Below are 13,946 nucleotides of genomic sequence, written 5' to 3'. Positions count from 1 at the left end.
GTGCGGACTACTGACCGTCGGCCTTCGCCTGGATCGCCTTCAGCAGTTCCGCCGGACTCGCTCCCTGGCCCAGCTGACCGATCTGGGTCTGGATGGCGCCCTGTGCGGCCGTCCAGTTCGGGTTCGTCGACGGGTAGAACTTCGCATCCGGAAGCAGGTCGAGGAACGGCTTGAGGGTCTCGTTCGAGGCCATCGCCTCCGCTCCCGACTTGGTGGTCGGCAGGAAGCCCTCGGCCGTGACCCACTTGCTGTAGACGTCGCTCGAGTAGAAGTAGTCCAGGAACTTCTTGATCGATGCCGTCTTGTCGGTCTTGTTCTTGAAGGCCATCAGGTGGTCGGCGACACCGAGGGTGAAGGCCGAACCGTCCTTGGTGGGGATGGGCGCGATGCCGTAGTTGAGGCTCGCGTTCTTGTCCTTGATCTGACCGACGGTCGGCGGGAGGCCGACCTGCATGCCGATCTGGCCCTGCACGAACACGTTGAGCAGCGGAGTGCGGTCGGTCGAGCCGGGGTTCTGCTCGGTGAGACCGCCGGTGATCAGCTTCTGCATCTCGGTGGCGCCCTCGAGGTTCTCGGGGGTGTCGATCGTCAGCTTGCTCGCGTCGCCGTAGCCGCCGCCGGCTCCGTAGAACCAGATCGCGGTCTCGGCCTGAGCTTCCTCACTGCCGAGCGGCATGCCGTAGCCGATCGCGCCGGAGGCCTTGATCTTGGCGGCCGCGGCTTCGAGCTCGGCCCAGGTCTTCGGCGGAGCCGAGACACCGGCCTTGGCGAAGATGTCCTTGTTGTAGAACAGCGCGCGGGCGGATGCGATGAACGGCAGGCCGTACTGGGTGCCGTCGATGCTCGCGTTCTTCGCGAACGCCGGCTGGAAGTCGTCGAGAGTCTTCGCCGAGACGATGTCCTTCGCCGGGTACAGCAGGTCATCGGATGCGAATCCGGCGAACGCGTCGATGTTGAGGATGTCGGGCTGCTTTCCCGCCTGCACCCGCGTCTTGATGACGTCGTTGATGTCGTTCCAGGACTGGACGTCGAGGCTGACCTTGATGTCGCTGTTCTTGGCCTCGAAGTCCTTGATGATCTGCTGCCACTCGGACTTGGTGTTGTCGGAGTAGCTGGCGACCATCAGGGTGAGCGACTTGTCGTCGCCGGACGAGTTGCTCGAGCCGCCCCCGAACCCGCAGGACGCGAGCGTCATCGTGGCGACCGTTGCGGTCGCGACCGCCGCGCCCCATCGCAGAGACTTCTTCATTGACTTCCTCACTCTCGGATGAAACGAACCGTCACTTCAAGGAGGTGCATTCTGCGCGACGGTGCGTCAGGGATGATGCTTTGTGATTGATTTATGAACGTAGCGAACACTTGCATTCAATCGATGATCGAATCATTGCGCGCTCGCCCGCATCCGTCAAGCAGGGGCGACAAGATCGTTACACGGCGTTTACACGCGGACGACCTGGCGGACATACAACGCCGATCAACGATTGAAGATGATCACTAGACAGGCGTATCGCTCATAAGCAATCATTGACACATCACCACGAGACAGGAGACGAATCAGTGACGGATCGATCACACCTCGGCGCACACATGGAGGCCGAACTGCGCTCGCAGCCCGAGACCTGGGCGCGCGCCGTCGAACTCCGCACTGAGCAGGCGTTGCTCCCGGCCGCCGGCGAGCGCATCGCCGTCGTCGGCTGCGGCACCTCCTGGTTCATGGCCCAGTCGTACGCCGCGCTGCGCGAGACCGCCGGCGTCGGCATCACCGACGCGTTCGCCGCCTCCGAGGCCTTCGTCGACCGTGACTACGACGCGATCGTCGCCATCACCCGCTCCGGCACCACGACCGAGGTGCTCGAGCTGCTCGACCAGGTTCGCGCATCCGGGAGCCGCGCCCGCACGGTCGGGATCGTCGGCGATCCGCAGACCCCGCTCGTCGACCTCGTCGACGACGTCGTGAAGCTCCCGTTCGCCGACGAGCGATCGGTCGTGCAGACCCGGTTCGCCACGACCGCGCTCGCGTTCGTGCGCGCCGCGCTCGGGGAGAACCTCGACGGCGCGATCGCGGATGCGGCTGCGGCCGTCGACGAGGAACTCCCCGACACACTCGTCTCGGCCGACCAGTACAGCTTTCTCGGCACGAACTGGACCGTCGGGCTCGCCCACGAGGCCGCACTGAAGATGCGCGAGGCCTCCCAGTCGTGGACCGAGTCGTATCCGGCCAAGGAGTACCGCCACGGTCCCATCGCGATCGCTGCTCCCGGCCGCGTCACCTGGATGTTCGGAGAAGCCCCCGAGGGCCTGGCCGGCGACGTCGCGACCACCGGAGCGCACTTCGAGAACTCCTCGCTCGACGGCCTCGCCGACCTCGTGCGCGCACAGCGTGTGGCCCTCGCCCGCGCCCGCCGGTTCGATCTCGACCCGGACCACCCCCGCAATCTCACGCGATCTGTCATTCTGGCCTCGTGAGTTCACTGTCGTCGACCGCTGCCGGTGCCGTTCTCGGTGCCGGCGGCGCCGTGCTGGCCTTCGATGTCGGCGGCACGGATATGAAGGCCGCGCTGATCGACGGCGAAGGGCGCATCCGTGCCCTTGAACGCCGGCCCACCCCGCATGACGGCGATCGCACGGCGGATGCCGTGGTCGCGGCGGTCGGCGAGCTGGCGGCCCGGTTCCGCGCCGCGCATCCGGACGTCGAGCCCCTGGCCGCCGGTCTGCTCGTCCCCGGGCATGTCGACGACGAGGCCGGCATCGGCGTGTTCTCCGAGAACCTCGACTGGCGCGACTACCCGTTCCGCGACAATGTTGAGGCCGTGATCGGCCTGCCCGTCTCGTTCAGCCACGACGTCCGCGGCGCGGGCGAGGCCGAGCATCGCCTCGGCGCAGCGGCTCCCTTCGACGACGTCGTCGTCATGGCGATCGGAACCGGCATCGCGGGTGCCATCTTCATCGGCGGCAGGTTGCACGCCGGTGGAGGCATGGCCGGCGAGATGGGCCACTCCCGAGTGGCGGACGGCCCCGAGTGCGCGTGCGGCGGCTTCGGCTGCCTCGAAGCCGTGGCCTCGGCGGCAGCGATCGCCCGCCGCTACACGGCCCTCACGGGCAACCCTGTCGCGGGCGCCAAGGACGTGCTCGACCGTGCCCGCGCCGGCGACGAGCACGCGGCCGCCATCTGGGAGAGCGCCCTCGACGCGCTCGCACTCGACCTCTCGCACACCGTCGCGCTGCTCGCCCCCGAGGCGATCGTGATCGGCGGCGGCCTCTCCCAGGCCGGTCCCGCGCTCTTCGAGCCACTGGCCGCCAAGCTGGACGCGATCCTCACCTTCCACCGCCGGCCTCTGCTCCTCCCCGCCAGCATCGGCGAGGACGCCGGCGTCATCGGCGCGGCCCTCCGCGCTCGCGACCTCCTCGCCGCGGGCGGGCGCGCCGCCCACGCGGCGGACTCGACTCACCCGGCGCATCAGAGGGCATCGGCGTGATCCTCACCGTCACCCCGAACCCCGCCATCGACCTCACCTACCGGGTGCCGTCGCTCGAGGTGGGCGAATCGCACCGCGTCCCGGCGCCCGCATCCCGCGCAGGCGGCAAGGGCATCAACGTCGCACGCGTGATCGCCCAGACCGGCGGGCACTCGTTCGCGCTGACCACCGCGGGCGGCCCGACCGGCCTCCAGCTGGTGGACGACCTCCTCGCCGGAGGCGTGCCGCACGAGGTGGTGCCGGTCTCCGCTCCGACCCGCAGCAGCGTCGCGATCGTCGACGACGGCAGCGGGCTCACCACGATCTTCAACGAGACCGGCGCCCCGCTCGAGCGTGCCGAGTGGTTCGCGCTGGGCGACGCCGTCGAGCGTCTCGCTGTGCCCGCATCCTGCCTGGTCGGCTCGGGCAGCCTGCCCCCGGATGCGCCCGAGGACTTCTACGCGCACCTCGTCGCGATCGCGTCCGCCCGCGGCATCCCCAGCATCGTGGATGCGACGGGTCCGAGCCTCCTGCTCGCCGCCGAAGCGGGCGCGACCGTTCTGAAGCCCAATCGCCGCGAGCTGCGCGAGAGCACCGGTGAGTCGGATCCCGTCGCTGGGGCCTCGCGACTGCTGGAACGCGGCGCCGGCTTCGTGCTCGTCTCCCTGGGCGAGGCGGGGATGCTCGGGGTCGGCACCAGTGCATCCGGTGACCCCGACGTCGTCGGCGCGCGACTGCCGGAACCGCTGCGAGGCAATGCCACCGGCGCCGGGGATGCAGGGGTCGCTGCCGTCGCGAGCTGTCTCGCTGCAGGGATCACCGATCCCGGCACGATCGTGCGGCGTGCGACCGCGTGGTCGGCCGCCGCCGTTCTGGCCCCGCTCGCCGGGGAACTCGATCCCTCGTACGCCGAGCTGGAGTCCCGGCTCGTGCTCTCGTCCTGACCACCGACCACCGACCACCGACCACCGCCCGAAGAAAGCCGCCCGATGCCGCTCATCCCCACCGCCGACCTCCTTCACGCCGCCCTCGCCAACCGCACGGGCATCGGCGCCTTCAACGTGATCCACCTGGAGACCGCCGAGGCCCTCGCCGCTGCCGCCGAGGACGCCGGACTGCCGGTGATCCTGCAGATCTCCCAGAACTGCGTCGCGTATCACGGAGGTCTCGAGCCGATCGCGCGGGCGACGCTCGCCATCGCCTCGGCATCGCAGGCCCACGTCGCCGTGCACCTCGACCACGCCGAAGACGAAGAGCTCACACGGCAGGCGATCGACCTCGGGTTCGGCTCGGTCATGTTCGACGGGGCGAAGCTCGACTACGAGCACAACGTCGAGGCGACCGTCCGTGTCGTCGAGTACGCCCACGCCAACGACGTCTTCGTCGAAGCCGAGCTCGGTGAGATCGGCGGCAAAGACGGTGCGCACGCACCGGGAGTGCGCACAGACCCCGGCGAGGCCCGCCGTTTCGTCGACGAGACCGGCGTCGACGCCCTCGCCGTGGCCGTCGGGAGTTCGCACGCGATGACCGAGCGCACCGCATCCCTCGACCTCGGCCTGATCGCCGCGCTCTACACGGCTGTGCCGGTTCCCCTCGTGTTGCACGGCTCGTCGGGGGCGTCGGATGAGACGATCGTGTCGGCGATCCGTTCCGGCATCACCAAGGTCAACGTCTCCACCCACCTCAACGGCTTCTTCACAGATGCCGTGCGCCGTTCTCTGGCCGAGCATCCCGAGGTCGTGGACTCGCGCAGGTACCTGCGCGAGGGGCGGGCCGCGGTGGCGTCCGAAGCGGCGCGGCTCCTGACGCTGTTCGCCGTGTCGGGGTCGAGCACAGGCGAAGGAGCCACCAGATGACGACACAGACGCAGAGGGCGCAGCGATGAACAGGGCGGAACGGTTGAACGCGGTGCTCGACCTGCTCGCGGAGACGGGCCAGGTGGAGGTCGACGACCTCGTCTTCAAGCTCGACGTGTCTGCGGCGACCGCTCGCCGCGACCTCGACGCCCTCGCGTCGCAGCAGCTGCTCACGCGTACGCGCGGCGGCGCGATCGGGCAGTCCGTGGCCTACGACCTGCCCATCCGGTACAAGCGCGAGCAGCACGCCCCCGAGAAGCTGCGGATCGCCCAGGCGGCGAGCGCCCTCGTCCCGCGCGGCGCCGTCGTCGGTCTCGTCGGCGGAACGACCAGCACCGCCGTGGCGACCGTGCTCGGTTCGCGGCCCGACCTCATGGAGACGTCGCCGCATCCGAACCTGACCGTGGTCACCAACGCGATCAACATCGCCGCTCAGCTCGTCATGCGCCCCCAGATCAAGACGGTCGTCACCGGCGGGGTGGTCCACGCGCGCTCCTACGAACTCGTGGGGCCGTACAGCGACGTCGTGCTCGAGAAGATCACCATGGACATCGCCTTCATCGGTGTCAACGGCATCGACCCGATCGTCGGAGCCACCGTGCACGACGAGGGCGAGGCCAGCGTCAACTCCCTGATGGCCCGCCGCGCGACGCGCGCGATCATCGTCGCCGACTCCAGCAAGATCGGGCGCAAGGCGTTCGCCACCCTCAGCGGGCCGCGAGTGCTCAGCACCCTCATCACCGACAGCGGCATCACCGCCGAACAGCGCGCCGCCTTCGCCGAGCACGGCATCGAGGTCATCGTCGCATAATGCCCGCCACCGTCATCCACTCCGCGCGGCTCGTCACCGGCGGGCGCATCCATCACGACGGCTGGGTCCGGTTCGAGGGCGGAACGGTCGCTGAGACCGGTGCCGGCGACGGCTGGCGCGCCACCGTCTCCGACGACCCGTCGACCACCGTCGTCGACGCGGCCGGAGCCTGGCTCACTCCCGGCTTCGTCGACATCCACGTGCACGGCGGCGGAGGCGCATCCTTCGACGACGGCGCCGAGAGCATCCGCACCGCCCTCGACCTGCACCAATGGCACGGCACCACGCGGTTCGTCGTCTCGCTCGTGACGGCGCCGGTCGATGCCCTGTGCGAGCGGGTCGCGACCGTCGCCGCCCTCATGCCCGACGACCCGCGCATCCTCGGCAGTCACCTCGAGGGCCCGTTCCTCGACGTGGCGCACAAGGGGGCGCACGATCCGGCACTGCTGCGTCCGGCCGCCCCCACCGACATCGAGCGGCTGCTCTCCGCCGCCGACGGCACGCTCCGCCAGATCACGCTGGCGCCGGAGCTCCCCGGCGGGATGGCTGCGGTGCGAGCGTTCAGCGACGCGGGCGTCGCCGTCGCCGTCGGGCACACCGCCGCCGACTACCAGCAGACCCTCGACGCCTTCGAGGCCGGGGCGAGCATCCTGACGCATGCCTTCAACGGCATGGACGGGATCCATCACCGGGCGCCCGGCCCTGTCGCCGCCGCCACCCGCACGGCGGGCGTCACGCTGGAGATCATCGACGACGGCATCCACGTGCATCCCGAGGTCGTGCGGATGATCTTCGCCGCCGCACCGGGACGCGTCGCCATGATCACGGATGCCATGGCCGCGGCGGGCTCCACCGACGGCGACTACATCCTCGGCTCCCTCGCCGTGACCGTGCGTAGCGGCATCGCCCGCCTCGCCGACGGGGGCTCGATCGCCGGCTCGACCCTGACGCTCGACGCGGCCCTACGCCGTGCCGTGCTGGAGGTCGGCGTCACCGTCGAGGATGCCGTGCGCGCGCTCACCGAGACGCCCGCGGGTGCCGTCGGCCGCGGCCACGACCTCGGCCGCCTGGCCCCCGGCTTCGCCGCCGACGCCGTGCTGCTCGACGACGACTTCACCGTGCTGCAGGTCTGGACCGCAGGCGAGCCGGTCGAGCGTTAGACCTCGACCTGTTCGAAGCCGCCCCGAGCGGCCGCCACGAACCGGGCGATCAGCGCGGGCGACTTGCGGCCCGGCGCCGTCTCGACGCCGCTCGAAACGTCGACACCCCAGGGCCGCAGCTCGCGGATGCGCCCGGCCACGTTCCCGGGCTCCAGCCCACCCGCCAGCACCCACGGCCGGCTCGGCGGACGCTGTGCCAGGTACGCGCCGTCGAAGAGCTCCCCCGCGCCCGGCTCGGGCGCATCGAGCAGCAGATAGTCCGACGGATGCGCGCCCGCGTCGACCTCGGCCGTGTACTCGCGCGCCGCCATCGCCCGGATCGTCGGCCATCCGGCCGCCCGCACCGCCTCGTGGTCGACGGCCGACTCCGAACCGTGCAGCTGCACCGCATCCACCCCCGCCTCGGCCGCCGTACGGATGACCTCGGCGATGGGCTGATTGCGGAACACCCCCACCGTGAGCGTTCCGGATGCGCCGGAGATCAGCGAGCGGGCCAGCGTCGCGTCGACGACGCGCGGGCTGCCCGGCGCGAAGACGAAACCGATCGCATCCGCGCCCGCTTCGGCCGCTGCCGCCACCGACTCCGGATCGCGGAGCCCGCACACCTTCACCCACATGAGTTTCAGGCTACCGGCCGCAGGATCACGCCGTGCGCGCCGACGCCGCCGCCGCCGCGCGAGCGCGGGTCATCCGCCCGATCACGAGCACGAGCACGATCGACACGACGAGCAGGCCGACGTAGACATACGGAAGCACCAGCAGTCCACCCATGTCGTAGACGATCGAACCCAGCAGCGCGCCGCCGCCGATCCCGATGTTGAACGCTGTCGTGTAGAGCGCGCTCGACGTGTCGCGGAACGCGGGCGACGCCGTGTGCAACAGCCGTGTCTGCAGCAGCGGCGGAAGGGCCCCGAACGCGAGACCCCAGACGACGAACGCGGCGATGGCCAGGATCGGCATCGCGGCGAACACCGACAGCGCGACCACCGAGATCCCGGTGACCACCAGCGCCAGGATGAGTCCCAGCTGCGGCCGCGGACCGAACACGGACCCGGCAAGCACCAGACCGGCCGCACCCGCGATCCCGTAGAAGAAGAGCAGCCCCCCGACGTTGCCCGCCGGAACGCCCATCGCATCCGTCAGGAACGGCACCACGAACGTGTAGAACGCGTAGTGGCCGATCATCGTGACGGCGGCGACCAGACACACCATGACGACGGCGACGACCGTCGCGTCCTTCGGACGCTTGGCACCGCGCTCGCGACGCGGATGCGCATCCGATTCCCGCTCGACCGCCGGCAGGAACCTCCACACCAGCACCGCACCGACCAGCATGAGCACCGCAAGGAAGCCGAACGACAGCCGCCAGCCGAACACGTGACCGGCGAACGTGCCGAGCGGAACGCCGAACACGAACGCGAGCGTTCCTCCGCCGAGTGTGATCGAGACCGCCCGGCCGATCTGCTCCTTGGGTACGAGGTGGCCGGCGTACGCTCCGACGATCGACCAGAACATGCCGTGCGCGATCCCGCCGAGGATGCGTGAGCCGACCACGAAGCCGTAGTTCGGCGCGATGGCGGTCAGCAGGTTGCTGATGGCCAGCACGACGAGGATTCCGACGATCATCCCGTGCCTCGGCCACCGCTTCGTGAGCGCGGTGAGCGGCGTACTGGTGATGACCACGGTGAAGGCGAAGACCGTCACGAGCAGCCCGATCTGAGCCTCGCTGACGCCCAGCGACTGGCTCATGTCGGGCAGCAGCCCGGTCGGGATCATCTCGCTGGTGACCGAGAGGAACACGGCTCCGGCGAGCGCGATCAACCCCACCCAGGGAAACTTGGGTACAACTGAAATCGGCGACGTTGAAGTGGCAGACATGACGAGACTGTCCAACGAACGGCGTTCCCCGCCCATTCCGAGTGTCTCGCGAACGGCAGGTCGACTACGCGCCCATGTGCGCGCCCAGGGCCGCGCGACAACCGGCGACCACCATCGAGTTTAGCGGATGCCGTCGAGCACGGTCGAGGAGTCCGTGATCTCGATCAGCGGGCCGTACAACGCCATGGCGTCGAGGGCTCGCTGGTGGTCCGTCTCGCTGAGGCCCGCGCATCCGTCGGCGGCGACGCGAACGTGCACGCCCGCATCCGACGCCCCCAATGCGGTCGAGAGTACGCAGCAGTCGGTCGAGACGCCGGCGAGCACGATCTCGCGACTCCCGCCGAGCGCGGCACGGAGGTTCCCGCCCCACTTGCCGAAGGTCGTCTCGGTGACCACCGTCCGCGCGCGATCGCGGAACACCGGGACGAGGTCGTACAGCGCGTCGTCGGCGGGCACGAGCGCGAACGGCCACTGCTCGTAGTAGGGGATCCAGGCGCCCTCGGGATGCTCGGGGGCGACGAACCGGGTGAAGATCACGTTGTCGCCGAAGCCGGGCAGCATCCGCTCGATCACACCGGCCGCACGGTCGAACTCCGGCGTGAACCAGCCGCTGGCCGGATCGCCGAAGACCCGCTGCATGTCGATCACGACCAGATACGGCGCGTCCTCCTCGCTCCGCGCATCCGTCACGCCGCCTCCTCCTGCCGCTTGACGGCCGCCCGGCTGAAGATCAGCGTGCCGAGGTAGCCGATCAGCAGGGCGACGAGCACGCCGAGGTTCGCGAACGCCCAGTCGCCCTCCTTGCCGCCGAGCCCGAGCGGGCCGAGCAGATACCCCTGCCAGCTGAGCCACTCGGCGGAGCCGTTGGTCACCAGCCCCCAGCCGACGACGGTGCCGATCACGATCAGCGAGATCGGCAGCCACCGGATGCTCCCGTAGCGTCCCCGGCGGTCGTACAGCTCCTCGTCGTGGTAGTCCCGCTTGCGCAGCTGGATGTCGGCGATGAAAATCCCGCACCAGGCCGCGATCGGAACGCCGAGCGTGATCAGGAAGCCCTGGAACGGCCCGAGGAAGTCGGTCGCGAAGAAGACGACGTAGATCGCTCCGGCGATCATGATGATTCCGTCGATCCCCGCGGCGAGGTAGCGCGGCACCCGCAGGCCGGCGCTGAGCAGCGCCAGACCCGAGGAGTAGATGTCGAGAACCGCTCCCCCGACCAGCCCCAGAACGGCGACGATCACGAACGGCACCAGGAACCAGGTCGGCAGCAGCGACGCCAGGGCGCCGATCGGGTCGGCCGCGATCGCCGTGTTCAGCTCCTTCGACGAACCGGCGAGAAGAACACCGAAGATCAGGAGGATGACCGGGGCGAGCGCCGCACCGAATGTGGTCCAGCCGACCACCCCGGAACTGCGCGTCGACCGCGGGAGGTAGCGCGAGTAGTCGGCGGCGGCGTTCACCCAGCCGAGCCCGAACCCGGTCAGCATGAACACGAATCCGCCGATCACGCGGGGCGCGTCGCCCGCGGGCAAGGCTGCGACCGCGCCGAGGTCGATGTGGCCGAGCACCAGCACGATGTAGATCACCGTGAGCACGCCCGTGACGATCGTGATGATCTTCTGCAGCCGCATGATCAGGTCGAAACCGATCACTCCGGCAGCGACGATGAGAGCCGCGACCACGATCAGCGCGACGACCTTCGTGGCGACCCCGCCCTCCCAGCCGAGCTGCGTGAACACGGTCGCGGTGGCGAGCACGGCCAGCGACGTCAGCACGGTCTCCCAGCCGACGGTCAGCAGCCACGACAGCAGCGACGGCAGCCGGTTGCCGTCCACGCCGAACATGGCACGGCTGAGCACCATCGTCGGCGCCGACCCGCGCTTTCCGGCGAGCGAGATGAATCCGCAGAGCAGGAACGAGATCACGATGCCGAGAACCCCGATGATGGTCGCCTGCCAGAACGAGATCCCGAACCCGAGCAGGAACGACCCGTAGCTCAGCCCGAACACCGAGACGTTCGCCCCGAACCATGGCCAGAACAGGTCGCGCGCCCGCCCTTTGCGTTCGCTCTCGTGGATGGTGTTGAGCCCGTTCAGCTCCACGCCCAGGCTCTGGGCGGGTGCGTTCGGAACATCGGGTCTGTTCTCGCCTACGCTCGTCATGCGTCGATCCAACTTCACGCGGAGCATGGCGTCAATGGTGCAGCGTCACAACGTCGTGACCGCATCCCGCTACCCTGAACTGATGACCGACTCGACCGCCTCGCCCGCTGCTTCCGCCGAGCTCCAGCCGAATCACTGGGTGCTGACCTTCAGCTGCGCCGACATGCCCGGCATCGTGCACGCGGTCTCTGGTGCGATCGTCGCGGCCCGCGGCAACATCACCGAGAGCCAGCAGTTCGCGAGCACCGACACCGGTCGCTTCTTCATGCGGTTGCAGGTCGAGTCGGAGGCGACGCGCGAGGAGTTCGAGCAGGCGCTCGCGCCGGTGATCGACAGGTTCGGGATGTCGCACCGTGTCGACATCGTCGGCCGTCCGCTGCGCACGCTGGTGCTCGCATCCACCGCCGCCCACTGCCTCAACGACCTGCTGTTCCGCCAGCGCGCCGGACAGCTGCCGGTGCAGATCCCGCTCGTGCTCTCCAACCACGGGGCGCTGCGCGACCTGGCCGGCTTCTACGGGGTGCCGTTCGAGTCGCGACCGGTGACGGATGCGCAGAGCAAGGCCGGATTCGAGGCTCGAGTCCTCGAGGCGGTCGAAGAGCACGACATCGAACTGGTCGTGCTCGCCCGCTACATGCAGATCCTCTCCCCCGAACTGTGCGAGCGCCTCGCCGGCCGGGCCATCAACATCCACCACTCCTTCCTCCCGGGCTTCAAGGGGGCGAACCCGTACCGCCAGGCTCACGCCCGCGGTGTGAAGCTCATCGGCGCGACGGCGCATTTCGTGACGAGCGACCTCGACGAGGGTCCGATCATCGAGCAGAACGTAGTGCGCGTCGACCACTCCCGCAGTGTGGGCGAGCTCGTCGCCATCGGGCAGGACGAGGAGAGCCGCACGCTCACGCAGGCCGTCAAGTGGTTCGCGGAAGACCGCGTCCTGCTCGACGGCGCACGCACGATCATCTTCCGCTGAGCCCGCGCACGGTCGGCGTGCGCCGCAACCGGTGTTTGGCCCGGCGGCGTGCGGCGGACCGCCCCTAGAATGAGAGCGTGACTGATGCGAGACGCACCGACGACGTGAAGGTGGGGCCGAACGACATCCTCCGGTTCCTGCTGGAGTTGTTCGCGATCTTCTCGCTCGGTTTCTGGGGATTCGTGGCCTGGCCGCTGCCCTGGAACATCGTCGTCGGCATCGCCGCCCCCGCGATCGCCATCGTGCTCTGGGCGCTGTTCCGGTCGCCGAAAGCCGTGTTCCACATCGATCCGTTCGGCCGGGCGATCGTCGAGGTCATCGTGATGGCCGCGGCCGCGTTCGCCTGGTGGGATCTGGGTCAGCCGGTGATCGCGATCGTGTTCGCCGTCGTCGCCGCGGTGAGCGGCGTCATCAACGGGCGAAAAGAATTCCGATGACGGGCCTGGTCGTCCACAGCGCCCGCAAAGTGGATGCGGACGGCCTCGTCGATGATTTCTGGTTCGTCGCCGATGACGGCGTCATCATCGCGACCGGCAGCGGGACCGGCTGGCACGCTGCCGCGCAGAGTCCCGGCCGTGACGTCGTCGACGCGGGCGGCCACTGGCTCACACCCGGCTTCATCGACCTCCACTGCCATGGCGGTGGCGGGCATCCGTTCGACGACGGTCCCGAGCAGATGCTCGACGCGCTCGCGACCCACCGCGCCCACGGAACGACCCGCTCGCTCGTCAGCCACGTCGCCAACCCGCTCGCCTCGCTCCGAGAGAGCCTCTCGATCGTCGCCGATCTGGTCGCGGTCGACCCGCTGATCCTCGGCTCGCACCTCGAGGGCCCGTTCCTCGCACCCTCCCGTCGTGGGGCGCACGATGGAGCCTTCCTCCGCGAGCCCGGTCCGGAGATGGTCGAAGAGCTGATCGGAGCGGCCCGCGGCACCATGCGTGTGGCCACGATCGCCCCCGAGCTTCCGAACGCGCTCGAGACCATCGGCGTGCTCATCGAGGCCGGCGTCGTCGTCGCGGTCGGCCACACCGACGCAGACTACGACCAGGCCGCCCTCGCGTTCGAGGTGGGCGCCCGCATCCTCGGCCACGCCTTCAACGCGATGAACGGCATCCACCACCGCGCCCCCGGCCCCATCGTCGCCGCGTTCGAGAACCCCGATGTGACCCTCGAGCTCATCGTCGACGGCCTGCACGTGCATCCGAAGGTCGCCAAGCTCGCCTTCACCGCGGCGCCCGGTCGTGTTGCCCTGGTGACGGATGCGATGGCCGCGGCCGGCGCGCACGACGGCGACTACCGGCTCGGCGGCCTCAACGTCACCGTGCGCGACGGTCTCGCCGTGCTCTCGGGCACCTCGACCATCGCCGGCTCGACCCTCACGCAAGACGTCGCCCTCCGCAACGCGGTCTCGCTCGTGGGCCTGGATCCCGTGCACGCCGTCGCAGCGCTCACCCTCACTCCGGCGCGCGCGCTCGGCGAAGACCACCGCCTCGGCCGCCTCCACGCGGGCTACGCGGCCGACGCGGTCATCCTCGACCACGACTGGACCGTCCGCCGGGTCTTCGCCGCCGGGCTCCCCCTGCTCTGACCCAAGCCGTCCCGAAACGCCCATCCCGCAACGAGGGGACGCAACACGCCGCGCGTGACGCGA

The 13,946-nt window shown here is 69.6% G+C and carries 14 protein-coding genes; 9 read left to right on the top strand and 5 right to left on the bottom strand.

Annotated elements, in window-relative coordinates; translation table 11 throughout:
- Positions 1-7: 7 nt before the first annotated feature.
- Positions 8-1,249 carry an extracellular solute-binding protein gene (locus ACFVV0_RS10495; protein ID WP_387062190.1) on the bottom strand — a complete coding sequence of 414 codons (1,242 nt, stop codon included), beginning with the start codon at positions 1,247-1,249 and terminating at the stop codon, positions 8-10.
- Positions 1,250-1,587: 338 nt separating this feature from the next.
- Between ACFVV0_RS10495 and ACFVV0_RS10490 the strand changes: the two genes are divergently transcribed.
- From ACFVV0_RS10490 to nagA (ACFVV0_RS10465), 6 genes are read left to right on the top strand one after another with little or no spacing between them, the layout of a single operon-like run.
- Positions 1,588-2,466: an SIS domain-containing protein gene (locus tag ACFVV0_RS10490; protein WP_387063525.1), complete on the top strand. Its 879-nt coding sequence runs from the start codon at positions 1,588-1,590 to the stop codon at positions 2,464-2,466.
- A complete protein-coding gene (locus ACFVV0_RS10485; protein WP_387062188.1) occupies positions 2,463-3,476 on the top strand; it encodes an ROK family protein in 1,014 nt (337 codons plus the stop codon). Before ACFVV0_RS10490 ends, ACFVV0_RS10485 begins: the two co-directional genes overlap by 4 nt.
- Positions 3,473-4,399, top strand: a complete 927-nt coding sequence (locus tag ACFVV0_RS10480) for a 1-phosphofructokinase family hexose kinase (protein WP_387062185.1) — start codon at positions 3,473-3,475, stop codon at positions 4,397-4,399. The genes ACFVV0_RS10485 and ACFVV0_RS10480 overlap by 4 nt, the downstream gene beginning before the upstream one ends.
- 45 nt (positions 4,400-4,444) lie before the next feature.
- Complete coding sequence (locus ACFVV0_RS10475; protein WP_387062182.1) at positions 4,445-5,311, top strand: ketose-bisphosphate aldolase; 867 nt, start codon at positions 4,445-4,447, stop codon at positions 5,309-5,311.
- A 25-nt stretch (positions 5,312-5,336) separates the two neighbouring features.
- Positions 5,337-6,122 carry a DeoR/GlpR family DNA-binding transcription regulator gene (locus ACFVV0_RS10470; protein WP_387062179.1) on the top strand — a complete coding sequence of 262 codons (786 nt, stop codon included), beginning with the start codon at positions 5,337-5,339 and terminating at the stop codon, positions 6,120-6,122.
- Positions 6,122-7,282 carry an N-acetylglucosamine-6-phosphate deacetylase gene (gene nagA / locus ACFVV0_RS10465; RefSeq protein WP_387062176.1) on the top strand — a complete coding sequence of 387 codons (1,161 nt, stop codon included), beginning with the start codon at positions 6,122-6,124 and terminating at the stop codon, positions 7,280-7,282. Before ACFVV0_RS10470 ends, nagA (ACFVV0_RS10465) begins: the two co-directional genes overlap by 1 nt.
- Here the strand turns inward: nagA (ACFVV0_RS10465) and ACFVV0_RS10460 are convergent.
- From ACFVV0_RS10460 to ACFVV0_RS10445, 4 genes are all read right to left on the bottom strand, one after another.
- The gene (locus ACFVV0_RS10460) at positions 7,279-7,899 is read right to left on the bottom strand and encodes a phosphoribosylanthranilate isomerase (RefSeq protein ID WP_387062173.1); all 621 of its coding nucleotides are present in this window, start codon (positions 7,897-7,899) and stop codon (positions 7,279-7,281) included. The genes nagA (ACFVV0_RS10465) and ACFVV0_RS10460 overlap by 4 nt on opposite strands.
- A gap of 25 nt (positions 7,900-7,924) precedes the next feature.
- Positions 7,925-9,109 (bottom strand): MFS transporter, encoded by a 1,185-nt coding sequence (locus ACFVV0_RS10455; RefSeq protein WP_387062171.1) that lies wholly within the window; start codon positions 9,107-9,109, stop codon positions 7,925-7,927.
- A 171-nt stretch (positions 9,110-9,280) separates the two neighbouring features.
- A complete protein-coding gene (locus ACFVV0_RS10450; RefSeq protein ID WP_387062168.1) occupies positions 9,281-9,850 on the bottom strand; it encodes a cysteine hydrolase family protein in 570 nt (189 codons plus the stop codon).
- A complete protein-coding gene (locus tag ACFVV0_RS10445) occupies positions 9,847-11,322 on the bottom strand; it encodes a purine-cytosine permease family protein (RefSeq protein ID WP_387062165.1) in 1,476 nt (491 codons plus the stop codon). Before ACFVV0_RS10445 ends, ACFVV0_RS10450 begins: the two co-directional genes overlap by 4 nt.
- Positions 11,323-11,404: 82 nt before the next feature.
- Between ACFVV0_RS10445 and purU the strand changes: the two genes are divergently transcribed.
- The 3 genes from purU (at position 11,405) to nagA (ACFVV0_RS10430) (ending at position 13,883) form a co-directional block, all read left to right on the top strand.
- Positions 11,405-12,295, top strand: coding sequence for a formyltetrahydrofolate deformylase (gene purU, locus ACFVV0_RS10440; RefSeq protein ID WP_387062162.1), 891 nt, complete (start codon positions 11,405-11,407; stop codon positions 12,293-12,295).
- 77 nt (positions 12,296-12,372) lie between these two features.
- Positions 12,373-12,732, top strand: coding sequence for a YrdB family protein (locus ACFVV0_RS10435; RefSeq protein ID WP_387062159.1), 360 nt, complete (start codon positions 12,373-12,375; stop codon positions 12,730-12,732).
- Positions 12,729-13,883 (top strand): N-acetylglucosamine-6-phosphate deacetylase, encoded by a 1,155-nt coding sequence (nagA, locus tag ACFVV0_RS10430; protein WP_387062157.1) that lies wholly within the window; start codon positions 12,729-12,731, stop codon positions 13,881-13,883. The genes ACFVV0_RS10435 and nagA (ACFVV0_RS10430) overlap by 4 nt, the downstream gene beginning before the upstream one ends.
- The last annotated feature ends 63 nt before the right edge of the window (positions 13,884-13,946 follow it).

It is taken from the genome of Leifsonia sp. NPDC058230, from assembly GCF_042882245.1.
In the GTDB taxonomy this organism is placed as follows: Bacteria; Actinomycetota; Actinomycetes; order Actinomycetales; family Microbacteriaceae; genus Leifsonia.
Note: the sequence above shows the minus strand (reverse complement) of the source record. Positions and strands in the feature narration are given on the sequence as shown.